The following is a 21,005-nucleotide window of genomic DNA, read 5'->3' as shown; positions in this document are numbered from 1 at the left end:
CGGCGCGTTGTGCGCCCCGGCACGGCTGGCCAGCCGCCGAGCCTGCCTCGCGTTTCGCAGACGACGCAACGAACGAGGTTCGCCATGCTCCGCAATCCCGCCGGGAAGTACCGACCGTTTCAGCCTGTTCGCCTCGCCACGCGCAAGTGGCCGAGCCGGACGATCGAGTCCGCGCCGATCTGGATGAGTACCGATCTTCGCGACGGCAATCAGTCGCTGATCGACCCGATGACGATCGAGCAGAAGCTCGAGTTCTTCGAGATGCTCATTGCTATCGGGTTCAAGGAGATCGAGGTCGGCTTCCCGTCGGCATCGCAAACGGACTTCGACTTCGTACGCAGGCTGATCGACGAGCAGCGGATTCCTGAGGGCGTGACGATCGAAGTCCTCGTGCAGTCACGCGCCGATCTCATCGCGCGCACATTCGAAGCGCTCGAAGGCGCCCCACGCGCCATCGTCCATCTGTACAACGCGATCTGCCCCTCGTTCAGGCGCATCGTGTTCGATGCTTCGAAGGAAGACGTCAAAGCGCTCGCCGTCGAGGGCACACGGCTCATCAAGGAAGAGGCGCAACGACGGCCCGGCACGCGGTGGACGTTTCAATACTCGCCCGAGACGTTCAGCATGACCGAGCTCGCCTTCGCGCGTGAAGTCTGTGACGCTGTCGCGCAAACCTGGGCGCCGACGCGCGAGCACAAGATGATCCTGAATCTTCCGGCCACGGTCGAAGCCGCCACGCCCAATGTGTTCGCCGACCAGATCGAATGGATGGATCGCAACCTTGCCTGGCGCGACAGCATCGTGCTCTCGGTGCATCCGCACAACGATCGCGGCACGGCAGTCGCAGCGGCCGAGCTGGCGTTGCTCGCGGGAGCCGAGCGCATCGAAGGGTGCCTGTTCGGCAACGGCGAGCGCACGGGCAACGTCGATCTCGTGACGCTTGCGCTGAACCTTTATACGCAAGGCATCGATCCGGGCCTCGATTTCTCCGATATCGACGCGGTGCGCCGCGTCGTGGAGCGTTGCAACGCAATACCCGTCCATCCGCGCCACCCCTACGCCGGCGATCTCGTCTTCACAGCATTTTCCGGCTCGCACCAGGATGCGATTCGCAAAGGCTTCGCGCGGCGATCGGCCGAGGCGGTTTGGGAAGTGCCCTACCTGCCCATCGATCCGGCGGACCTCGGTCGCAGCTACGATGCGGTCATACGCGTGAACAGCCAATCGGGCAAAGGCGGCTCGACATTCCTGCTCGAGCGCGGGCTCGGCTTTGCGCCACCGCGCCGCCTGCAAATCGAATTCAGTCATGTCGTGCAGCAAATCGCCGACGAATCCGGCGTCGAAGTCACGGGCGAAGCGATCTGCGAACGGTTCGCCCGCGAATATCTCGGCGTGCGGGGACCGGCCACGCGCACCGACGCCGCCACGGTGCGCTGGCAGCGTCGCGAAGTGGCCCGTATAGGCGAGGACCCGGCGCATGCGCAAGGCGATGCACTCGTCGAAGCGGTGGCATGCGCGCTCAGCGCCGAGGCCGCCTGCCCGATCGATGTCTGCTCCTACGAGACTGCACGCACGGCCGACGGCGGCTGGGCCGCGTTCGTCGGCTGTCGTGCGGGCAGCGCGCCGCTGCGTTTCGGCGTCGGCGTGCATGCCGATGCCGCGACGGCCGCGGTGGACGCGCTCATCAGCGCGGTGAACAGGTTCGAGTGGAGCGACGACGAGCGTCAGGCCGCAGCGTGAGACGAATACGCTGCCGGTAAGGGAACGCGCGCGCGCTGACGCGTCATTCGAGCGCGCAGCGCGTCGCGTGCCACGCCACGAGACGCCATTGGCCGTCTTCTTGCGCCTGAATGGCCGTATAGGCGATCGGATAGAGCAAGGCGCCGTTGTTCGCTTCCATTTCGATCAGCGCGCGTCCCGTCACCACACAGGTCTCGCTGCCGACGGGCAACACGTCTTGCGATTGCACTTCGATTTGCCGGTAGCGCCGTCGGCCCGCGGAGATGGCGTCGATGAATTGCTGCTTCGTCTCGCGCTTGCCGTTGGTATGAACGAAGCTCACGTTCTCGGACAGCAACTCGTTGAGCATCGGCACGTCGCCGTCGACCATTGCGCGAAACCGGTCCCGCTCGAGTACGCGAATCGCTTCGATCATCTTTGCCGCCATCGCTCAGCTCCCATGCACCCGAATGCCGCACGGGACATTCGCGTCAGAAGTTGTATTGCAGATATAGCTGGCTGAAATTTATACCAGGATTCGGCTCTTTGATACCGGCATTCGAAACATGTTGAAATCGAAAGCCGGCCTGGTACTGCTGGTGGCCGCCGAATTGCGCGCCGACGCCGACGATCTCGGTGAACTGAAAGGCCGTGCCCATCGAGTACCCATCCTTGATCGTCACACGTGAGAGCCCGCGCACACCCGCGCCCGCCTCGATGAAGGGGCGGACGGCGCCGGCGCTTTTGATGAAGCGGACCATGGGCTGTACACCGAATGTGTAGACGTCATGACGCGACGTTCCGTTGCCCGGGTGCCAATAGTCCACATGGGCTTCGCCGACGAGAGAAAAATGCCAGCCGCCCATCTCCCACCAGTTGATGCCCGGGTCCCAGACGAGGCCCAGGTCGAGCTTGTTGACATCGTGTTCGCCAAATCCTCCTCCGAGCTGCACGCCGAAAGTATCGGCCCGCGCGAGACCCGGTGCTGCGGCAAGCATTGTGGCCGCCGCCAGTGCCGCTATGACGAAAACGCTCGAGGGACGTTGCCGGATCCGGTTCTTCTTTTTCATTCGCATACTCCGAAGGGGCTCGTTGATGATCGGGCCACTACCACGCGCCATGCGGCCCGAAGCGCGTCTATCTTACGGTATGGTTTTTCCGCGCGTCGTATCGTCTCGCGCAATACACAATCTCGGAAAAAGGGGATGCTTCAGTTCGAGTCAAGCCCCAATTCCTGCTCGCTTTCCCCCTTCGCGGCCCGTCCGCGACCAATAGGAGTAGAATTACCTATCGATTCAACGGAATCGATAGCTTCACGGAACTTCCGGCGCCATTTGAGACTCCAACACTTAGCACTCGGCTTCCGGGAGTGCTAATATCCCCCGGAGTCGTACTTGTGACTGAGCGGTAGTCCGATTTCAAGGAGTTTCCTACGTGAGCAACGCAATGACCCTTCCGAGCCCTCTCGCCCCGGCGTCCGCCATGGCCGCTTCGGCAGGTGCTCTGACGCTCGCGCCAACGTCGATGCTGCCCGGCCAACTGGGCAACATCGACGCGTACATCCAGGCTGTCAACCGCATTCCGATGCTGACGGCGGAGCAAGAGCGCCGGTTCGCCACTGAATATCGCCTGCACAACAACCTCGATGCCGCGCGTCAGCTCGTGCTGTCGCACCTGCGTCTCGTCGTATCGATCGCACGCAATTATCTCGGCTACGGTCTGCCGCATGCGGATCTCATCCAGGAAGGCAACATCGGGCTGATGAAGGCGGTCAAACGGTTCGATCCCGAGCAAAACGTGCGCCTGGTGTCGTACGCGATCCACTGGATCAAAGCGGAGATCCACGAATACATCCTGCGCAACTGGCGCATGGTGAAAGTCGCGACGACGAAGGCTCAACGCAAGCTGTTCTTCAATCTGCGCAGCCACAAGCAAGGGCTGCAAGCGTTCTCGCCCGACGAGATCGAAGGCCTCGCGAAAGAACTGAACGTCAAGCGCGAAGAAGTCACCGAGATGGAAACGCGGCTCTCCGGTGGAGACATCGCGCTCGAAGGACACGTCGAAGACGGCGAGGAGTCGTACGCGCCGATCGCCTATCTGGCGGACGCGCACAGCGAGCCGACGGCTGTGCTGGCCGCCCGTCAACGCGACAAGCTGCAAACGGACGGCATCGCCGAAGCGCTCGATTCGCTCGACGCACGCAGTCGCCGCATCATCGAAGCGCGGTGGCTCAACGTCGACGATGACGGATCGGGAGGCTCGACGCTGCATGAACTCGCCGCCGAGTTCGGTGTGTCGGCCGAGCGGATTCGTCAGATCGAAGCGAGTGCGATGAAAAAGATGCGCAACGCGCTGGCCGCGTACGCTTGAGTCTCGTCGGCCCGCCCGTTCGGCGGACTAAAAGAAAGAGCGGCATCAGGTCACCCTGGCCGCTCTTTTTCATTGCCTGAACCGAGTTCAGGCGCGCATCGGCCTCAGACGGGCTGTGGCGAGACGCCCGCCGTCGGCGGGAGGCGCGTGGCCAGTTGCCTGGCGTAGCGCTGCGCGGCAGTGCCGCAGACGATGTGGAACGTATCGGCCGATACCCAGGCAACATCGAGCTCGCCGAGCCGCTGGCGATCGACGGCGCCCGGATCGCGTACGACTACGCGCAACCGCGTGGCCGCCACGGCATCGAGTGCCGCGACGTTCGTCGCACCGCCGAAAACGGCGAGCCAGCGCATCGGATCGGGATCGAGCGGTCCGCTCGGTCCTTGCTCGGCGCCGGCAGCGGCCGGCGCGGCCTGCCCTGCCGGACCAGCCATGGCCGCACGGATTTCGTCGGCGATCATGTCGGCTTCCGGCCCGATGACGACCTGCACGTTGCGCGCGTCGCGCTTGAGTACGCCGCGTGCGCCGATGGCCTTCAACTGCGGCTCCGAAATTTTTTCCGCATCGACCACTGAAAGACGCAGGCGCGTGGTGCAGGCGTCGACGAGCGTCAGGTTCGAAGCACCGCCGAGCGCAGCGATGTAGCGCACGGCACGCGGCGCGGCGGCGCCCGCCGTCGGCGCCACATAACCGCCAGCCCCGAACGATTCGATCTGGGCGTCGGTCGTCGCGGGTTCGCGGCCCGGTGTGGCCATGTTGAACTTGCGGATGAAGAACCGGAACAGCCCGTAGTAGACCGCCGCATAGACGAGTCCGATCGGAATCGCGAGCCAGCCTTTCGTCGACAACCCGTAGTTCAGTACGTAGTCGATCGCGCCGGCGGAGAACGTGAAGCCCAGATGGATGCCTAGCGCCTGACAGATCGCGAGCGAAAGGCCGGTGAGCAACGCGTGGATCACATAGAGCACCGGTGCGAGGAACATGAAGCTGAACTCAACGGGTTCCGTCACGCCGGTCAGAAACGATGTCAGCGCCATCGAAAACAGCAGGCCACCCACCATCGCGCGGCGCTCCTTCGGCGCTTCGTGCAGCATGGCCAGGCACGCCGCCGGCAGGCCGAACATCATGATCGGGAAAAAGCCCGTCATGAAGCCGCCCGCGGTGGGATCGCCCGCAAAGAAGCGATGCAGATCGCCCGTCACCGCGGCGCCGCCGCCCGGAGGCGTGAACGTGCCGAATACGAACCAGGCGAGCGAATTGATGATGTGATGCAGACCCGTCACGAGCAGCAATCGGTTCAGCGTGCCATAGACGAATACGCCGATCGCGCCGGCCGTCGTCAGCCAGTGGCCCGTCGCGTCGATGGCCGCCTGCACGGGTTGCCAGACGTACCCGAAGACGACGCCCAATACCACACAGGCCAGCCCGGTCACGATCGGCACGAAGCGCTTGCCGCCGAAGAACGCCAGATAATCGGGCAGCTTGATGTCCTTGTAGCGGTTATAGAGCATCCCCGCCACGATCCCCGCGATGATCCCCGACAGCACGCCCATGTTGAGCTTGTCGTTGATGTCCTTCATCACGGCGATTTCGATCAGATAGCCGATCGCACCCGCCAATGCGGCAACGCCATTGTTGTCCTTCGCGAAGCCCACCGCCACGCCGATCGCGAACAGCAACGGCAGATTGTCGAAGATCGTGCCGCCGGCGTCGGCAATCATCTTGATGTTGAGCACGTCGGCCTGGCCGAGGCGCAGCAAAATGCCCGCGACCGGCAGCACCGCAATCGGCAGCATCAGCGCTCGCCCTAGCCGCTGGACCTTCATAAATGGATTTCCGTCCATGAGTGCCTCCAATGTCTTCTCGTCGTCGATGCTTGTTTGAGTGCGATGCCGACTCGCTCGAAAAAGCGCGGTGCGCCTAGTCGAGCGGCCAGATTTCGCGGCTTGCTGCTCTTACCGCCTGCGCCGAGTCGAGCTCCAACGCATCCAGCGCGCGTTGGCGGCACAGTTGATAATCGAGTCGGCGCACACGCGCCTTGATGCCCGGTACGGCAACCGGATCAACCGAAAGCTCTGTCACGCCGAGGCCGACGAGAAGCGGCACGGCAAGCGGATCGCCCGCGAGCGCCCCGCAGACGCCGACCCACTTGCCGTACTTCGCGGCACCGCGCGTCGTCGCCTCGATGAGACGCAGCACGGCCGGATGCAGGCCGTCCGCCTGCGAGGCGAGATCGGGCTGGCAGCGATCCATCGCCAGCGTGTATTGCGTGAGGTCGTTCGTGCCGATCGAGAGGAAATCGGCGTGGCGTGCGAGCTGGTCGGCGAGCAGCGCCGCGGACGGCACCTCGATCATCACGCCCACTTCGATCGGATCGGTACGTCCCGCGGCACGGCCGAGCTCGTCGATATGGGCACGCAGGCGCATCAGCTCGTTGGCGTCGGTCACCATCGGCAACAGAATCCGCACCGAGCCATGAGGCTCGACCTCGATCAGGCCGCGTAATTGATCGTCCAGGAGATCGGGCCGCAATTGCGCGAGGCGTACGCCGCGCAGCCCGAGCGCCGGATTCGCTTCGGGCGGCAGCGTCAGATAAGGCACTTCCTTGTCGGCGCCGACGTCGAGCGTGCGGATGATGGCGCGGCGCCCTTGCAAGGCATCGACGATCGCCTGATAGCTTGCGCAATGCTCGCGAGCGCTCGGCGCCGTCTCGCGATGGATGAAAAGCAGCTCGGTTCGCAAGAGGCCAACGGCATCGGCTCCGTTTTCGATCGCGGTGCGCGCATCGTCGATCGTGGCGATGTTGGCGGCGACCTCGATCGCCCGACCGTCGGCCGTCGACGCGGCTTCCTGCGATACGCGACGGTTGGCCTCGCGCACGCCGGCCAGACGCTGCCGCTCGAGACGCGCGCGCTCGACGTCGAGCGCCGTCGGTGCGTACTCGATGCGTCCCGCGCTGGCGTCGACGACGACTTGTGTGCCGTCGGGAATCGCATGCAGCGCGTCGCCGACAGCGACGAGCGCCGGAATGCCAAGCTGCCGAGCGATGATGGCCGCATGCGAGGTCGCACCGCCGCCGGCCATGACGAGCGCCGCCACGCGCTTTCTGTCGAGCGACGACAGATCCGACGGCGTGAACTCGGTGGCAGCGAGCACGGCATCGTCGGGCAACGCGCGTGCATTCTGCTGCCCGTAGCCGAGCTCGCGCAGCACGCGCTTTTCGATATCGCGCAAATCGGCTGCGCGCTCGGCGAGCAGCATGTCTTCGACGTTCGCGAGCACGCCGATCTGTGCGCGAATGGCCTCGCGCCACGCGAAGCCCGCGCTTTTACCGAGACTGATGAGATCGCGCGCGGTATCGATGAGCGTCGGGTCCTCGAGCAGCACGCGATGCACGGCGAAGATGCCTGCTTCGCCGACGGCGCCGCGTTGCGAGGCGTCGCGCACCGTTGAGTTCAATTGCGCGTCGACGGCCGCCAACGCGCGATCGAGCAGGCGGCTTTCGGCCGCGGGCGTCCCGCTCCCGGCCTCGGGCAGATCGAATTGCGTATCGTCCCAGCGCGTGAGCGTGCCGACGGCAATGCCCGGCGCGGCGCACACGCCGGCGAGCGTGTTCGGATCGGCCGGCGCGCCGGCTATGACCGCCGCGGGGCGCGGCGCGGGGGAAGCAACGCGCGCGGGCGTCTCCTCCAGCTCGCCGTGTACTTCGCGCAGCAGCTCGCGCACGACCGCATCCACGGCCGCGGCCGCATCGGCGCCGACGGCGCGCACTTCGACGGCCGCGCCCTCGCCGGCGCCCAGCCCCATGAGTCCGACGACGCTCTCTATGCTCGCGCACCGCGTGCCATGGCAGACTTCGATCCGGGCATCGAGGCCGCGTGCGGCCTCGCGCGCACGCGCCGCGGGACGCGCATGGAGCCCGCCCGCGACCGCCAGCGTGATTTCGCGCGATGCTTGCGGTACGTCGGCCGCGTGCAGGGCCTCCGCCTGCGCGCGAGCCTTCGACGAGCCCGACACCGCGGTTTTCGAGCGCAGCACGAGCAGCGGCTCCCCGGTCCGAATCATGCCGCGGCGGGTTTCGCCCGGCCGCTCGACGATCTCGAAGACATCGGTATTCGCCACGGCGACGATCGATATGAGACTGGGCGCTCTGGTCGCAACGAAGTCCTGATCGAATTCGATCAGGATGTCGCCGGCTTTCACGCGCGCGCCTTGCGCCACTTTCGCAGCAAACCCCTGTCCATTCAGATCGACGGTGTCGATGCCGATATGGAGCAGGATTTCCGCACCCTGCGCCGTTTGCAGGGTCAACGCATGGCCCGTGCGAGCGAGATGCGTCACCACACCTTCACAGGGCGCGACGAGCTTTCCCTCGAGCGGATCGATACCAATGCCGTCGCCGAGCATGCCATCCGCGAAGACGGGGTCGGGCACGTCGGCAAGCGGCACGACCAGGCCGGTCATGGGCGCGAGCAGGACGATCGAGTCCTGGGTCTCGCTCTTCAATCGGGACTCTTGCGCAAGTTCCATGCGGATTTCTCGCTAGTGGGTTTCGGTGATCTTGTTGAGATAGCGGGGCTGATCGGCGTCGCGCCCGCGCGCGACGGCGAGTCCCGCAGCCATGACGTAAAAGGTCTGAATCGCGGCGATGGGATCGAGCGCCGGATGCCGCGTCGTCGCGAGCGGCAGCGTGGCCTCGGCCACATCGCCTGGCGCCGCCAGCAACACGCGCGCGCCGCGCGCACGCATATCGGCGGCAAGACGCACGAGCCCGGCTTGTTCGGGTCCGCGCGGCGCGAATATCAGCAGCGGATAGTTCTCGTCGATGAGTTCCATCGGGCCATGACGCACCTCAGCGCTCGAAAAGGCCTCGGCCTGTATCCCGGATGTCTCCTTCAGCTTGAGCGCCGCCTCCTGCGCGATCGCGAGTCCGGGGCCGCGGCCGATCACGAACATGCGCTCGGCACCGACCAATGCTTCGATCGCGCGCGTCCAGTCGAGATGCGCGCTTTCGTCGAGCGCGTCGGGCAACGCGCGCAGCGCCTCGAGCAATGGCTCATCGCGCTCCGGGCGTTGCCAGAAGGCGACGAGCTGCGCCGAAAGCGAGAGCATGGCGATATAGCTCTTCGTCGCCGCGACCGAGCGCTCAGGCCCCGCGAGCAGCGGCAATTGCCACTCGCATGCGCTCGCGAGCGGCGAATCGGGCGCGTTGACACATGAGACGGTGAGCGCACCCGCGCGCCGCAGGGTCGTCATTGTTTCGACGAGATCGGGGCTTTTGCCCGATTGCGAGAATGCGATGGCGAATTCGCCGGCCACGCGAAGCGGCGCGGCCTGCAGCGTTGCAATCGACATCGGCAGCGATGCGACGGGCACGCCGATGCGGCTCATCGCGAGGCTCGCGAAATAGCTGGCCGCATGGTCCGAGCTGCCGCGCGCGACCGTCAGCGCGACATGGCGCGACTTTTCGGCCAGTGACGCGGCCAGCGCCTCGACACGGCCGCTGTCGGCGCACTGCGCGGCAACCGCATGGCGGGCGGCAAGCGCCTCGTCAAGCATATTCGACAATCTGCTCTCCTTCGACATAAGTCGCTGCGAGCGTGAGATCGCGCTCGAATACGACGACGTCCGCCCATGCGCCCCGCACGAGCCGCCCGCGGTCTTCGAGGCCCAGGTAATCGGCGGCATGGCGCGACATGCGATCGGACACATCCGCCAGCGGCAAGCCGAGCGAAACGAGGTTGCGCAGTGCATCGTCCATCGTGAGGGTGCTGCCAGCCAGCGTGCCATCCGACAACCGTACGCCGCCGAGGCACTTCGTCACCTGCTGGCTGCCGAGCCGGTATTCGCCGTCCGGCATGCCCGTGGCCGACGTGCTGTCCGTCACCACATATAGGCGCGGAATGGCACGCAGCGCCGCCCGGATCGCGCCGGGGTGGACGTGCAGCAAATCGGGAATGATCTCGGCGAACTCGGCATGTGCGAATGCCGCGCCGACGAGCCCCGGGTTGCGGTGATGCATCGGCGACATGGCGTTGAACAGATGCGTGAACCCGCACGCGCCGTGCTTGAGCGCCGCGACCGCGTCGTCGTAAGTCGCGAGCGAGTGGCCCAGTTGCACACGTACGCCGCGTGCGGCCATCTCCGAGATGATCTCCATGTGACCCGCGATCTCGGGAGCCAGCGTGACCACGCGAATCGGCGCGATCGACAGATATTTGAGCACTTCGTCGAGCGCGGCCGAGACAGCCGCATCGGGCTGTGCCCCGAGCTTGCCCGGGTTGATGTACGGCCCTTCGAGATGCACGCCGAGCACGCGCGAACCGCCGGGCGTGCGGCGGCGCGTGATATCGCCGAGTCCGGCCACCACGGCCATCAGCTCCGCGCGCGGGGCCGTCATCGTCGTGGCCAGCAGGCTGGTCGTGCCGTGACGGGCATGCGTGCGCGCGATCGTCTCGATGGCGCGACCGCCCTCCATGACGTCGGCACCGCCACCGCCATGGACGTGCAGATCGATGAAGCCGGGCAGGATATAGCAGCTGTCGTTCGTCGACGGATCGACGCGCGCACCGTCGAGCACTGTAATGCGGCCGTTTTCGAATTGGAGCGCACCGTGAATCCAACCGTCGGGCGTCAGGATGTTTCCATTGAGCATGGGATCTTCGATTTCGATATTGCGGGGAACAGCGGACGTGGGCGCACGATCCAGGCCAGCGCGAACATCGGCGGTTCGAGAGCAGTAAGCTGCACTGGCACGTGCGTGGCTGGGCTGCGAATTGGAGCCCATTATATAACCACAATAATACCAGTCAATTCGCGCGTGCCGAACCCCGACAAACTGTCGAAAGCCTTGCCTGAAAAGGGTTTCAGGCCCACGACTGGTCCGTTCGCGGCCATGAACGGGCATCGGGATTTACCCGAACTCGGAGCCCAGTTGACGTGTGAGCGGCGCAGCGACGGTCACGTATTGCCGTCGTAAACGAAACAAGCCAGCCCGGATGAGGGCTGGCTTGCTCAGAGCGTCGGATCGACGCGCGCGGCTTAGAACGACGGCACGACCGCACCCTTGAATTCGCTGTTGATGAACTGGCGCACTTCCGGCGATTGATACGCCGCCACGAGCTTTTTCACCCAAGGCTTGCTCTTGTCCTGCGTGCGCACTGCGATGAGGTTCGCGTACGGACTATGCACATCCTCCCGCGCGATCGCGTCCTTCGCCGGCTGCAGCCCTGCCGAGAGGGCATAGTTGGTGTTGATCGCGGCCGCATCGACATCGTCGAGCGAGCGCGGCAACTGCGCGGCGTCCAATTCCACGAGCTTGATCTTCTTCGGGTTGGATTCGATATCGAGCGGCGTCGCGTTGCTGCCGTTCGCACCGGCTCCCGCCTTCAGCTTGACGACACCTTGCGTTTGTAGCAGCAGCAGTGCGCGGTTTTCGTTCGACGGGTCGTTGGGCAGCGATACCTTCGCGCCCTGCGGCAGGTCCTTCAGCGACTTGAGCTTCTTCGAATAGATGCCCAGCGGAGAGATATAGGTCAGGCCCACGTTGACGATCTTGTAGCCCCGTTGCCTGATCTGGCTGTCGAGATAAGGTTGATGCTGAAACGCATTGGCGTCGAGATCGCCCGCGTCGAGCGCCGCATTCGGCTGCACGTAATCGTTGAATTCGACGAGTTTGATATCGAGCCCTTCTTTCTGTTTCGCCACCTTTTTGACGACCTGCCAGGTCTGCGAATCGGGGCCTGCGATTACACCGACCTTGATCGGCTTGTCTTGCGCACACGCGCCGGTGCTCATGACCAGGGCCGCACCCGTTGTCGCCGCGAGGAGGAGTTTCAGTAGCGTTTGGGGAAGCGTTTTGAACTGCATGGGGAGCTCGCTTTCTTGATGGATGAACGTTTGACACAGCGAGGTCAATCGTCTCACACGCATGCTGCACCGCAAAATACGATGATGGCATATCGATATGCGGCGAGAGGGCGCCGGCTATCGCGACGCAACACGAGCTGCGTTTATTGCGGCATCGGCTTGTAAAAAGCGCAGTTGGAAATCAGTCGAGCAGCAACTTCAGATCGTGCACCCAGGGCTCAGCGCCTTGCCCGTCGCGTGCAAAGAGCCGCAGCTTGCCGGAGGGATCGAACACGTAGCTCGCGGCGGTATGGTCCATCGTGTAGCCGTCTGACGTCTTGCCGGGCACTTTCGCGTAGTAGATGCGGAAGTCCTTCGCGAACCGGGCCAGTTGCGCGTCGCTCGGCCGCAAACCGATGAACGACGGGTTGAAAGCATGCACGTATTGCGACAACACTTCCGGCGTGTCACGCGCCGGATCGAGTGTCACGAAGAGCACTTGCACGCGCGCCGCGTCGGGGCCGAGTTGCTGCATCGCCTGCGAGAGTTCGGCCATCGTGGTCGGGCAAACGTCGGGGCAATGCGTGTAGCCGAGAAAAAGAACGACCGCCTTGCCTTTGAAATCGCCGAGCGTGCGCGTCTTGCCATTTGTGTCGGGTAACGCGAACGCCGAGCCGAATTGCGAGTTACCCGTGATATCGAGATTGTCGAACGCCGGCGCCTTGTCGCCGCAACCGGTCACCGCGAGCGCGATACCGGCCGCGCATGCAGCGAGCACGATGCGCGTGCGATGCGCGAGGGAATGGACGAACATGGCCTGGATGTCACGCGCCGAGCAGTGCGCGCGCATAGTGATCGACGAGCAGCGCGGCAAAGAGCAGCGACAAGTAGACGATCGAATAGCGAAACGTCTTGCGCGCGAGCGCATCGGAGTATTCGCGATAGATCTTCCACGCATAGGCGAGAAAGATGGCGCCGAGCAGGACGGCCGCACTCAGATACACCGCTCCGCTCATGCCCGAAATGAACGGCATCAGCGTCACGACGAAGAGCACGATCGTATAAAGCAGAATATGCAGGCGCGTGAACTGCTCCCCGTGCGTGTTCGGTAGCATCGGCAGGCCGGCGTTTTCGTAGTCCTGGCGGCGATACAGTGCAAGCGACCAGAAGTGCGGCGGCGTCCAAACGAAAATGATCAATACGAGAATCCAGGCATCCCCGGGGACCGCGCCCGTCACCGCGGCCCAGCCGAGCGCGGGGGGCATCGCACCCGATGCGCCGCCGATCACGATGTTTTGCGGCGTGGCCGGTTTGAGCAGCAGCGTGTAGATCACGGCATAGCCGACGAAGGTGGCCAGCGTGAGCCACATCGTCAGCGCATTCGTGAAGGTATAAAGCGTCCACATGCCCAGGCCGCCGAGCACAGCCGAAAACAGCAGGATCTGCGTCGTGGTGATCTCGCCGCGCGCGGAAGGCCGCCACGCCGTGCGCCGCATCATCGAATCGATCTTCTGCTCGACGAGGCAGTTGATCGCGAACGCGGCGCCCGCGAGCAGCCAGATACCGACAGTGCCGCCGATCAGAACCGTCCACGGCACCATGCCCGGCGTCGACAGGAACATGCCGATCACCGCGCAGAAAACGGCGAGCTGCGTGACCCGCGGCTTCGTCAGCGCGAAGTACTGTAAAAGCCGGGAGCCGAGCGTATGAGGGAGCGTTGTGCTGTCCATGAGAGTCACGCGGTTGCGGTGCCGCGCGCTGCAAGCGCCGCGCGGCCGGGACGGCTGGAAGCGGTTCGAAAGTTTAGCACAACGAGCAAAAGCAGCAGGACGGCTGCGCCGCCGTTATGCGCGACCGCGATCGGCAACGGCCACGCTAGCACGATATTCGACAGGCCGGTGGCGAATTGCACCGCGATGACGACCAGTACGCCCATCGCCGGACGCGCAAGCGATGCGTACCGCCGCAATTGGAGTGCCAGCCAGACCAGATAGGCAATCACCACGAAGGCGAACGTGCGATGCGTCCAGTGAATCGCCACGAGTGCGTCTTGCGTGATGGCGTCTCCGTCGCTCGTCATGCCGAGCGCACGCCAGAGATGAAAGCCGTGCGCGAAGTCCATCGACGGGATCCATTGCCCGTTGCAGGTCGGGAAATCGGTGCACGCCAGTACCGCATAGTTCGTACTGACCCAGCCGCCCAATGCGATCTGCACGACGAGCAGCGAGAGCCCGACGAGTGCCGCGGTGCGATAGCGTGCGGCGCCCGGCTCGTACACCGGCATCGGCGTGACGCGCGCCGCAAGCCATCCGAGGGAGCCCAGCAATGCGAGGCCGAGCAGCAGGTGCGTCGTGACGATGATGGGCTGGAGTTTCATCGTGACCGTCCACGCGCCGAAGATGCCCTGCACGCCGATCAGCGCAAGCAGCGCGGTCGGCCACCACGGCGAAACGGCGAGCGGGCGGCGCTTGATACGTGCGACCCAGGCGATCAGCGTCTGCGCGACGATCAGCACACCGATGGCCATGGCGAAATAGCGGTGGATCATTTCGATCCAGGCCTTGGTCATGCTGACCGGTCCTGTCGGCAGCGCCGCGTGGGCCGCGGCAATTTGCGCATGCGCGATGAACGGCGACGCCGTGCCGTAGCAGCCCGGCCAATCGGGGCAACCGAGCCCCGAATCGGTCAGCCGCGTAAAGCCGCCGAACATGACGAGGTCGAGCGTGAGGAACGTCGTCACCCAGACGAGCTTGCGAAATTTGTCGTCGCTGGCTTTGACCCAGACATAGCTGAGCGGCAACAGAGCGATGCACATGCCGATCAGCGCAAGTTGAATTAAAAACATTTCGGATCTCTCATCACTGCGCCCGCCAAGGCAGCCCCCGCATCATCCGATGCTCGACCATTTGAGCAGCTTCGTCACATCGCCCTTGATCTTGCTCGGGTTCGGGTTCTTCGGAAAACGCATCATGAGGTTGCCGTTCGGGTCCACGAGATAGATGTGGTCGGTATCGCGCGTGCCCGTTTCGGCAGGCAACCACGCGGCGACGGCGGCCGGATCGGCGACGAGCATGCGCGTGTCGGCATAAGCCGTCTTGATGGCATCGGGCACCGGCGACTGATCGGTACGCAGCCATATCGTGACGATGCGCACCCGTTCGCCGGCCTGCGTCGCGCGAATCTGGCGCATGAAATAGAGCTTCGTTGCACAAGCCTTGTCGCACGCACTCGTATCGGCGGCGATCATCAGCCAGACGCCGCGCAGCGAAGCGAGCTTCATCGGCTTGCCCGATTCATCGGTCACGACGAGCCCTTCGGGGATCGGACGTTGAGGCTCGACGAGCGTGCCGTAGTTGGTCGTGCCCAGCTTTGGCTTGAATACGTAGTAAGCGAGATAGGACGCAATGACCGGCGCGGCACTCACGAGGGCGAGCAGCAGCAACATCCAGCGGCCGCGCCGCCAGGAGCCTCGTGTGGCGCGCTCTGGTGGATTCGGGGAACGAGTGGACGGCATAGACAAAACGGGAAACCTCTTCAAGTCGCTTTCTTCGCGGCACGTCGCGCCGCATACAAACCGAACGCCAATGCCGCCGCGGCCATGCCCCACCACTGCAGCATATAACCGTAGTTGCGCTCGACGCCGGTGGTCGGGGCCGGCCAATCGCGCACGAGCCGATCGCCGGTATCGTTCGTCTGCTGAATCACGAACGGTTGAAGCGGCAATCCGGTTTCGGCCGCATAGGCGGCCGTGTCGAGATTCTGCCGGATCGGCTGATGTGCCGCCGAGCCGCCCTCGCCAAGCTCGAATGCACGAGAAGCGTTGCCGCGGGCGATGCCTTCGATCCAGAGGTCGCCGGCGGGCGTCGAGTACGGCGCGATCGCCGTGCGCACATCGGCGTTGCGCGGCAACCAGCCGCGGTTGACCAGAATATAGCCGCCGTCGGCCAGTTGAAGCGGCATCACCACATAAAAGCCCGGCTGATCGCGGTACGGCCGATTGTCGAGATAAACCACGCGCTGCGGCACAAAGCGTCCGTAGGCGCGCACGCGGTGATATTCGATCGACTGAGCCGCGATCGGTGCCTTTGTCACGATCTGCGGCGGCGCGCTTTCATAACGCGAGATGCGGGCCTCGATCGCTTCCTTCTGATGGGCGCGGTCGAGCTGCCAAAAACCGAGCCGGATCGTCACCGCCATCACGAAGAGGATCAGCAGCGCGGGAACCAGGCGGAATTTCATGCGGCGTCAGCTATACGGTCACCGGACGCCCATGCGCGGCAAACGGGTGAGATAATTGTGGCTACTGCTTCGTAATGCCGAATATTCGTTGATTCCATGCACATCATCATCGCTATCGCTTTCGTCCTCATCATCGCCAGCATGGCATCGGCGCTCTACTTCATGATGCATGACCGGGGCCGCACGAAGCGCATGGTCTGGTCGCTCGCCACGCGCGTGGGCCTGTCGATCTCGCTTTTCCTGTTCATCCTGATCGCGCACTGGCTCGGCTGGATTCAGTACAACCGAATTCCGCTCGGACATTGATCGCCGGCTCGTTGCACGCCGGCCCATCGAGGGCCGTAAAGACAAACGCCGCCCCGATCGTCTCGAAGGCGGCGTCAAAGCCTGGGCAGTCCGATATTCGAAGCGCGGGCATACGACGGAGCAGGCACCTCGCGCGAGGCACGTGCCCGCCAGCCAGGATCAAAGCCAGTAGACGACGACGTAAAGTCCCAGCCACACGACGTCGACGAAGTGCCAGTACCACGCGGCGCCTTCGAACGCGAAGTGGTGATCGGCCGTGAAGTGACCGCGGATCAGCCGCACCAGCACGACCGAGAGCATCGTTCCACCGAGAAACACGTGGAAGCCGTGAAAGCCCGTCAGCAGGAAGAACGTCGAGCCGTACACGCCCGAGGCCAGCGTCAGGTTCAACTCGTTGTACGCATGGAAGTACTCGAAGCCCTGCATGAAGAGGAACGTGATGCCGAGCAGGACCGTCGCGGCGAGCCACGCGATCGCCTTCGTCCGATGGTTGTCGCGCAGCGCGTGGTGCGACACCGTCAGCGTCGCGCCCGAGCTCAGCAGCAAGGCCGTGTTGATCGTCGGCACCGGCCACGGCGTCATCGACTTGAAATGGCCGGCGAGCGCTGCCGGACCCTCGTTCGGCCACACGGCGCTGAAATCCGGCCAGATCAGCTTGTAGTCGAGGCTGCCGAGCTGATGCATCGCGATCTCGCGCGCGTAGAAGAGCGCACCGAAGAACGCGCCGAAGAACATGACTTCGGAGAAGATGAACCAGCTCATGCTCCAGCGGTACGAACTATCGACACGCTTGCCGTACATCCCACCTTCCGATTCGGAAATGGCGTCGCCAAACCAGTGCCACAACACGAACAGCAACCAAAGCAGCCCGACGAACATCGTATAGGGCGCCCACGGGCTTTCGTTGAGCCAGAGCCCGAGCGATCCGAGCATGATCAAGACGCCGACGGACGCAGTGACCGGGTGCCGGGACGGATTCGGCACGAAGTAATACGGGCTATCGTTTTGACCGCTCATTGTTGATTCTCCACTTCAGTCCAGTCAGTCCAGTTTGTTGTGCCAGTGAGCGCTTCAGCCCTTACTGACCACCATATGCACGATTGCGATCAATACACCGATGAATACGGCCGCCGCGATCACCGCCGCCGCGATCACGTGCAGCGGGTTCAACTGCGTCGCATCCGCCGCGTGGTCGCGGCTCCTGCGCACGCCGAAAAACGACCACATCACCGCTTTCATCGTCCGAGCGAAACTGCTCTTGCCCTTCTGTTCCATGGCCGCCTCCATCAACGGACCAGCCACTGCTTGACGACGGCACCCAAAAAGAAGACGGCGACGACACCGATCAGGATCAAGGCCAGCCGCAGGTTGCCGGCGCGCATTTGCGCAGGCGATCGTCTTTTTTGTGGGTCCAGAGTCATCCGTCTACTGCTCGTTCATGCCGGGCGGCACATACCGCCCGGCGCGCATGCTACCCGGCCCGCCGGGGGCCGGCCGTTCACTCTACCGTCGGGGGATTCTCGAAGGTATGGAACGGAGCCGGGCTCGGCACCGTCCACTCGAGGCCCATCGCGCCGTCCCACGGCTTGTCGGATGCTTTCTCGAGCTCGCCACCGCCGCGATAGGCCGGCAGTACGACAGCGAACAGGAAATAGACTTGCGCGAGACCGAAGCCGAATGCGCCGATCGTTGCAACCTGGTTCCAATCCGTGAACTGCGCCGGGTAATCCGCATAGCGGCGCGGCATGCCCGCGAGGCCCACGAAGTGCATCGGGAAGAACGTCAGGTTGAAGAAGATCATCGACGCCCAGAAGTGGATCTTGCCGCGCGTCTCGTTGTACATCCAGCCTGTCCACTTCGGCGCCCAGTAGTACCACCCTGAGAACAGCGCGAACAGCGAGCCCGCAACGAGCACATAGTGGAAGTGCGCGACGACGAAATAGGTGCCGTGGTACTGGATGTCGAGCGGGGCCATCGCCAGCATGAGACCGGTGAAGCCGCCCATCGTGAACACGAAGAGAAAGCCGATCGCAAACAACATGGGCGTTTCGAACGTCAGCGAGCCACGCCACATGGTGGCCAGCCAGTTGAACACCTTTACGCCCGTCGGCACGGCGATCAGCATCGTCGCGTACATGAAGAACAGCTGGCCCGTGACCGGCATGCCCGTCACGAACATGTGGTGCGCCCAGACCATGAACGAGAGGATCGCGATCGAAGCCGTCGCATAGACCATCGAGCTATAGCCGAACAGCGGCTTGCGCGAGAACGCCGGGATCACCTGGGAGATGATCCCGAACGCCGGCAGAATCATGATGTAGACCTCGGGGTGGCCGAAGAACCAGAAGATGTGCTGATACATCACCGGGTCGCCGCCGCCGGCCGCGTTGAAGAACGAGGTGCCGAAATGACGATCGAACAGCAACATCGTGATCGCACCGGCCAGCACCGGCATGACAGCGATCAGCAGATAGGCCGTGATGAGCCACGTCCAGACGAACATTGGCATCTTCATCAGCGTCATGCCAGGTGCGCGCATGTTGAGGATCGTCACGATGATGTTGATGCTGCCCATGATCGACGACGCACCCATGATGTGGAGCGCGAAAATCGCGAAATCCATACCGGGGCCCATCTGCGTCGAAAGCGGCGCATAGAGCGTCCAGCCGGCCGCCGTCGCGCCGCCGGGCGCGAAGAACGAGCCGACCAGCAACGCCGCCGCGGCGGGCAACAGCCAGAAGCTGAAGTTGTTCATCCGCGCGAACGCCATGTCGGCTGCGCCGATTTGCAGCGGGATCATCCAGTTCGCGAAACCCACGAACGCCGGCATGATCGCGCCGAACACCATCATGAGGCCGTGCATCGTGGTGAGCTGATTGAAGAACTCGGGACGCATGATCTGCAAGCCCGGCTCGAACAGCTCGGTGCGGATCATCAATGCCGCCACCCCGCCCGACAGGAACATGGTGAACGAGAACACCAGGTACATCGTCCCGATGTCCTTGTGATTGGTGGCGAACAGCCACCGGCGCCAGCCATGCGGCGTCGCATGCGCATGGTCGTCATGCGCGTGGCCGTGACCGGCTACATCGTGTCCGATGCTAGACATGTGAATCTCCTAGAGCAAATAGTGCACCGACTGTGACGAACACAGCGACACGTCAAGCCGCCGGTGCCGCAGCGGCACGCGCCGCGACGCGAGCGCGCGCATTGCCTGCCGCCGCTTCCGGCTTGTCCTGCGAAGGGGCGACGCTTGCCTGCGGCGCGCTTGCGGCCGGCGCGCCGCTTGCGGGCGCGGCCGTCTGGGCACCGCCGCCTTCGGGCAGCTTGCCGTTGCGCGCGTCGGCAACCTGGCGCGGCTGCAAGATGTCGCCCGTATGATTGCCCCAGGCGTTACGCTCGAACGTGATGACCGAAGCGATCTCCACGTCGTTGAGCGTCTTGCCCCAGTTCGGCATGGCGTTCTTGCCGTTCAGCACGATGCTCACATGCTGCGCGATCGGGCCGTTCACGATCTTGCTGCCGTCGAGCGCCGGAAAAACACCGGCGCCCTTGCCGGTCGGCTGATGGCAGACCGCGCAGTTCGCCGTGTAGACTTTTTCGCCGCGAGTCTTGAGCTCGGCGAGCGTATAGGTCTTGTTCGGGTCGTCGTTGCTGGCGGCCATCTTCTTTTGCTGCTCGTCGACCCACTTCGCGTAATCGTCATCCGACTTCACGACGACGACGACGGGCATGTAGGCGTGTTCCTTGCCGCACAGCTCCGTACAGAAACCGCGGAAGGTTCCGGTCTTGTCGGCCTTGAACCAGGTGTCGCGCACGAAGCCGGGAATGGCATCCTGCTTGACGCCGAATGCCGGCACGTACCAGGAGTGCACGACATCGGCGGCGGTCGTGATCACCCGGATCTTCTTGCCGACGGGCACGACGAGCGGATTGTCCACTTCCTGCAAATAGGTGTCGGTGATCGGCGCCTGGCCGTTGACCTCGCTGCGCGGCGTCGTGAGCGTCGAGAAGTAGCTGATGCCTTCGCCGGGGCCCTTCACATACTCGTAGCCCCACTTCCACTGGTAGCCGGTGACCTTGACGGTGACGTCGGCGTTGCTCGTGTCCTTCATCGCAACGACCGTGCGCGTGGCGGGCAGCGCCATCAGCACGACGATGATGAACGGCACGATCGTCCAGATGATTTCGACGGTGGTGCTTTCGTGGAAATTGGCAGCTTTGTGTCCTTTCGACTTGCGATGCACGAAGATCGAATAGAACATCACGCCGAATACGCCGAGAAAAATCACCGTGCAAAGCACCAACATCCACATGTGGAGGTGGTAAAGCTCCTCGGCGAGTTTCGTGGCGGGCGGTTGAAAGTTGATCTCGCCGACGGCTGGACCGCCCGGGCTGTCGCCGACCGCCCATGCGGCCGAGGCGAAGAGGAGCCCGCTTGCGGCCAGCACGCCCCAGAGGGCTCGCTTGATTGTTTTCATAGCTTCCTTAGCCAAAATTTCCATTCAAATCCTCGCCCCTTC

19 protein-coding genes and 1 pseudogene are annotated in these 21,005 nt (G+C 63.8%); 3 read left to right on the top strand and 17 right to left on the bottom strand.

Annotation, left to right across the window (positions count from 1 at the left end):
- Nucleotides 1-84: 84 nt before the first annotated feature.
- The gene (gene leuA / locus ACO1XS_RS10210; protein WP_486390598.1) at nt 85-1,740 is read left to right on the top strand and encodes a 2-isopropylmalate synthase; all 1,656 of its coding nucleotides are present in this window, start codon (nt 85-87) and stop codon (nt 1,738-1,740) included.
- A gap of 43 nt (nt 1,741-1,783) precedes the next feature.
- Here the strand turns inward: leuA and ACO1XS_RS10205 are convergent, their stop codons facing one another.
- Together ACO1XS_RS10205 and ACO1XS_RS10200 are read right to left on the bottom strand one after the other, a co-directional pair.
- Nucleotides 1,784-2,167 carry a nuclear transport factor 2 family protein gene (locus ACO1XS_RS10205; RefSeq protein WP_331569296.1) on the bottom strand — a complete coding sequence of 128 codons (384 nt, stop codon included), beginning with the start codon at nt 2,165-2,167 and terminating at the stop codon, nt 1,784-1,786.
- 43 nt (nt 2,168-2,210) lie between these two features.
- On the bottom strand, nt 2,211-2,795 hold the full coding sequence (locus ACO1XS_RS10200; RefSeq protein WP_414720228.1) for an acyloxyacyl hydrolase: 585 nt from the start codon (nt 2,793-2,795) through the stop codon (nt 2,211-2,213).
- Nucleotides 2,796-3,153: 358 nt separating this feature from the next.
- Here ACO1XS_RS10200 and rpoH point away from each other — a divergent pair, with 358 nt between their 5' ends.
- A complete protein-coding gene (rpoH, locus tag ACO1XS_RS10195) occupies nt 3,154-4,089 on the top strand; it encodes an RNA polymerase sigma factor RpoH (protein ID WP_331569299.1) in 936 nt (311 codons plus the stop codon).
- A gap of 104 nt (nt 4,090-4,193) precedes the next feature.
- On the opposite strand, the gene nagE is transcribed toward rpoH, so the two are convergent.
- The 10 genes from nagE to ACO1XS_RS10145 all read right to left on the bottom strand — a co-directional run bounded on the left by nagE (nt 4,194) and on the right by ACO1XS_RS10145 (nt 16,176).
- A complete protein-coding gene (gene nagE / locus ACO1XS_RS10190) occupies nt 4,194-5,933 on the bottom strand; it encodes an N-acetylglucosamine-specific PTS transporter subunit IIBC (RefSeq protein WP_486390597.1) in 1,740 nt (579 codons plus the stop codon).
- Between the two features lie 76 nt (nt 5,934-6,009).
- Nucleotides 6,010-8,619 (bottom strand): phosphoenolpyruvate--protein phosphotransferase, encoded by a 2,610-nt coding sequence (gene ptsP, locus ACO1XS_RS10185; RefSeq protein WP_331569303.1) that lies wholly within the window; start codon nt 8,617-8,619, stop codon nt 6,010-6,012.
- Between the two features lie 12 nt (nt 8,620-8,631).
- Nucleotides 8,632-9,648: an SIS domain-containing protein gene (locus ACO1XS_RS10180; RefSeq protein WP_486390607.1), complete on the bottom strand. Its 1,017-nt coding sequence runs from the start codon at nt 9,646-9,648 to the stop codon at nt 8,632-8,634.
- Entirely contained in the window at nt 9,641-10,744 is a 1,104-nt protein-coding gene (gene nagA / locus ACO1XS_RS10175) for an N-acetylglucosamine-6-phosphate deacetylase (RefSeq protein WP_486390596.1), read from the bottom strand. Before nagA ends, ACO1XS_RS10180 begins: the two co-directional genes overlap by 8 nt.
- 386 nt (nt 10,745-11,130) lie before the next feature.
- Entirely contained in the window at nt 11,131-11,958 is an 828-nt protein-coding gene (locus ACO1XS_RS10170; protein ID WP_486390595.1) for a MetQ/NlpA family ABC transporter substrate-binding protein, read from the bottom strand.
- Between the two features lie 181 nt (nt 11,959-12,139).
- Complete coding sequence (locus ACO1XS_RS10165) at nt 12,140-12,751, bottom strand: SCO family protein (RefSeq protein ID WP_331569308.1); 612 nt, start codon at nt 12,749-12,751, stop codon at nt 12,140-12,142.
- A 10-nt stretch (nt 12,752-12,761) separates the two neighbouring features.
- Nucleotides 12,762-13,667, bottom strand: a complete 906-nt coding sequence (cyoE, locus tag ACO1XS_RS10160) for a heme o synthase (protein ID WP_331569310.1) — start codon at nt 13,665-13,667, stop codon at nt 12,762-12,764.
- A 5-nt stretch (nt 13,668-13,672) separates the two neighbouring features.
- Nucleotides 13,673-14,782: a COX15/CtaA family protein gene (locus ACO1XS_RS10155; RefSeq protein WP_331569312.1), complete on the bottom strand. Its 1,110-nt coding sequence runs from the start codon at nt 14,780-14,782 to the stop codon at nt 13,673-13,675.
- A gap of 42 nt (nt 14,783-14,824) precedes the next feature.
- Nucleotides 14,825-15,451 carry an SCO family protein gene (locus tag ACO1XS_RS10150; protein WP_486390594.1) on the bottom strand — a complete coding sequence of 209 codons (627 nt, stop codon included), beginning with the start codon at nt 15,449-15,451 and terminating at the stop codon, nt 14,825-14,827.
- A 20-nt stretch (nt 15,452-15,471) separates the two neighbouring features.
- Nucleotides 15,472-16,176 (bottom strand): SURF1 family protein, encoded by a 705-nt coding sequence (locus ACO1XS_RS10145; protein ID WP_486390593.1) that lies wholly within the window; start codon nt 16,174-16,176, stop codon nt 15,472-15,474.
- 96 nt (nt 16,177-16,272) lie between these two features.
- Between ACO1XS_RS10145 and ACO1XS_RS10140 the strand changes: the two genes are divergently transcribed.
- Nucleotides 16,273-16,482, top strand: coding sequence for a twin transmembrane helix small protein (locus ACO1XS_RS10140; RefSeq protein ID WP_173255048.1), 210 nt, complete (start codon nt 16,273-16,275; stop codon nt 16,480-16,482).
- A gap of 159 nt (nt 16,483-16,641) precedes the next feature.
- Here the strand turns inward: ACO1XS_RS10140 and ACO1XS_RS10135 are convergent, their stop codons facing one another.
- From ACO1XS_RS10135 to coxB, 5 genes and pseudogenes are all read right to left on the bottom strand, one after another.
- A complete protein-coding gene (locus tag ACO1XS_RS10135; RefSeq protein WP_486390592.1) occupies nt 16,642-17,499 on the bottom strand; it encodes a cytochrome c oxidase subunit 3 in 858 nt (285 codons plus the stop codon).
- Nucleotides 17,500-17,553: 54 nt separating this feature from the next.
- Entirely contained in the window at nt 17,554-17,757 is a 204-nt protein-coding gene (locus ACO1XS_RS10130; RefSeq protein WP_173255046.1) for a DUF2970 domain-containing protein, read from the bottom strand.
- 11 nt (nt 17,758-17,768) lie between these two features.
- The gene (locus ACO1XS_RS10125; RefSeq protein WP_173255045.1) at nt 17,769-17,903 is read right to left on the bottom strand and encodes a cytochrome oxidase small assembly protein; all 135 of its coding nucleotides are present in this window, start codon (nt 17,901-17,903) and stop codon (nt 17,769-17,771) included.
- Between the two features lie 77 nt (nt 17,904-17,980).
- The gene (ctaD, locus tag ACO1XS_RS10120; protein WP_486390591.1) at nt 17,981-19,591 is read right to left on the bottom strand and encodes a cytochrome c oxidase subunit I; all 1,611 of its coding nucleotides are present in this window, start codon (nt 19,589-19,591) and stop codon (nt 17,981-17,983) included.
- 55 nt (nt 19,592-19,646) lie between these two features.
- Nucleotides 19,647-20,987, bottom strand: a pseudogene (gene coxB, locus ACO1XS_RS10115) (cytochrome c oxidase subunit II); the annotation flags it as partial.
- Nucleotides 20,988-21,005 lie beyond the last annotated feature (18 nt).

This window comes from Trinickia sp. (assembly GCF_057351765.1).
The sequence above is the reverse complement of the archived record's forward strand: the minus strand, read 5'-3'. Positions and strand labels throughout refer to the sequence as shown.

Coding starts and splice junctions, on each gene's coding strand:
- ACO1XS_RS10200 (WP_414720228.1), bottom strand. CDS start 2,795: ATGCGAATGAAAAAGAAGAACCGGATCCGGCAACGTCCCTCGAGCGTT.
- ACO1XS_RS10170 (WP_486390595.1), bottom strand. CDS start 11,958: ATGCAGTTCAAAACGCTTCCCCAAACGCTACTGAAACTCCTCCTCGCG.
- cyoE (WP_331569310.1), bottom strand. CDS start 13,667: ATGGACAGCACAACGCTCCCTCATACGCTCGGCTCCCGGCTTTTACAG.
- ACO1XS_RS10135 (WP_486390592.1), bottom strand. CDS start 17,499: ATGAGCGGTCAAAACGATAGCCCGTATTACTTCGTGCCGAATCCGTCC.
- leuA (WP_486390598.1), top strand. CDS start 85: ATGCTCCGCAATCCCGCCGGGAAGTACCGACCGTTTCAGCCTGTTCGC.
- nagE (WP_486390597.1), bottom strand. CDS start 5,933: ATGGACGGAAATCCATTTATGAAGGTCCAGCGGCTAGGGCGAGCGCTG.
- ACO1XS_RS10140 (WP_173255048.1), top strand. CDS start 16,273: ATGCACATCATCATCGCTATCGCTTTCGTCCTCATCATCGCCAGCATG.
- ctaD (WP_486390591.1), bottom strand. CDS start 19,591: ATGTCTAGCATCGGACACGATGTAGCCGGTCACGGCCACGCGCATGAC.
- ACO1XS_RS10130 (WP_173255046.1), bottom strand. CDS start 17,757: ATGGAACAGAAGGGCAAGAGCAGTTTCGCTCGGACGATGAAAGCGGTG.
- ACO1XS_RS10180 (WP_486390607.1), bottom strand. CDS start 9,648: ATGCTTGACGAGGCGCTTGCCGCCCGCCATGCGGTTGCCGCGCAGTGC.
- ptsP (WP_331569303.1), bottom strand. CDS start 8,619: ATGGAACTTGCGCAAGAGTCCCGATTGAAGAGCGAGACCCAGGACTCG.
- nagA (WP_486390596.1), bottom strand. CDS start 10,744: ATGCTCAATGGAAACATCCTGACGCCCGACGGTTGGATTCACGGTGCG.
- ACO1XS_RS10125 (WP_173255045.1), bottom strand. CDS start 17,903: ATGACTCTGGACCCACAAAAAAGACGATCGCCTGCGCAAATGCGCGCC.
- ACO1XS_RS10150 (WP_486390594.1), bottom strand. CDS start 15,451: ATGCCGTCCACTCGTTCCCCGAATCCACCAGAGCGCGCCACACGAGGC.
- ACO1XS_RS10145 (WP_486390593.1), bottom strand. CDS start 16,176: ATGAAATTCCGCCTGGTTCCCGCGCTGCTGATCCTCTTCGTGATGGCG.
- ACO1XS_RS10165 (WP_331569308.1), bottom strand. CDS start 12,751: ATGTTCGTCCATTCCCTCGCGCATCGCACGCGCATCGTGCTCGCTGCA.
- ACO1XS_RS10155 (WP_331569312.1), bottom strand. CDS start 14,782: ATGTTTTTAATTCAACTTGCGCTGATCGGCATGTGCATCGCTCTGTTG.
- ACO1XS_RS10205 (WP_331569296.1), bottom strand. CDS start 2,167: ATGGCGGCAAAGATGATCGAAGCGATTCGCGTACTCGAGCGGGACCGG.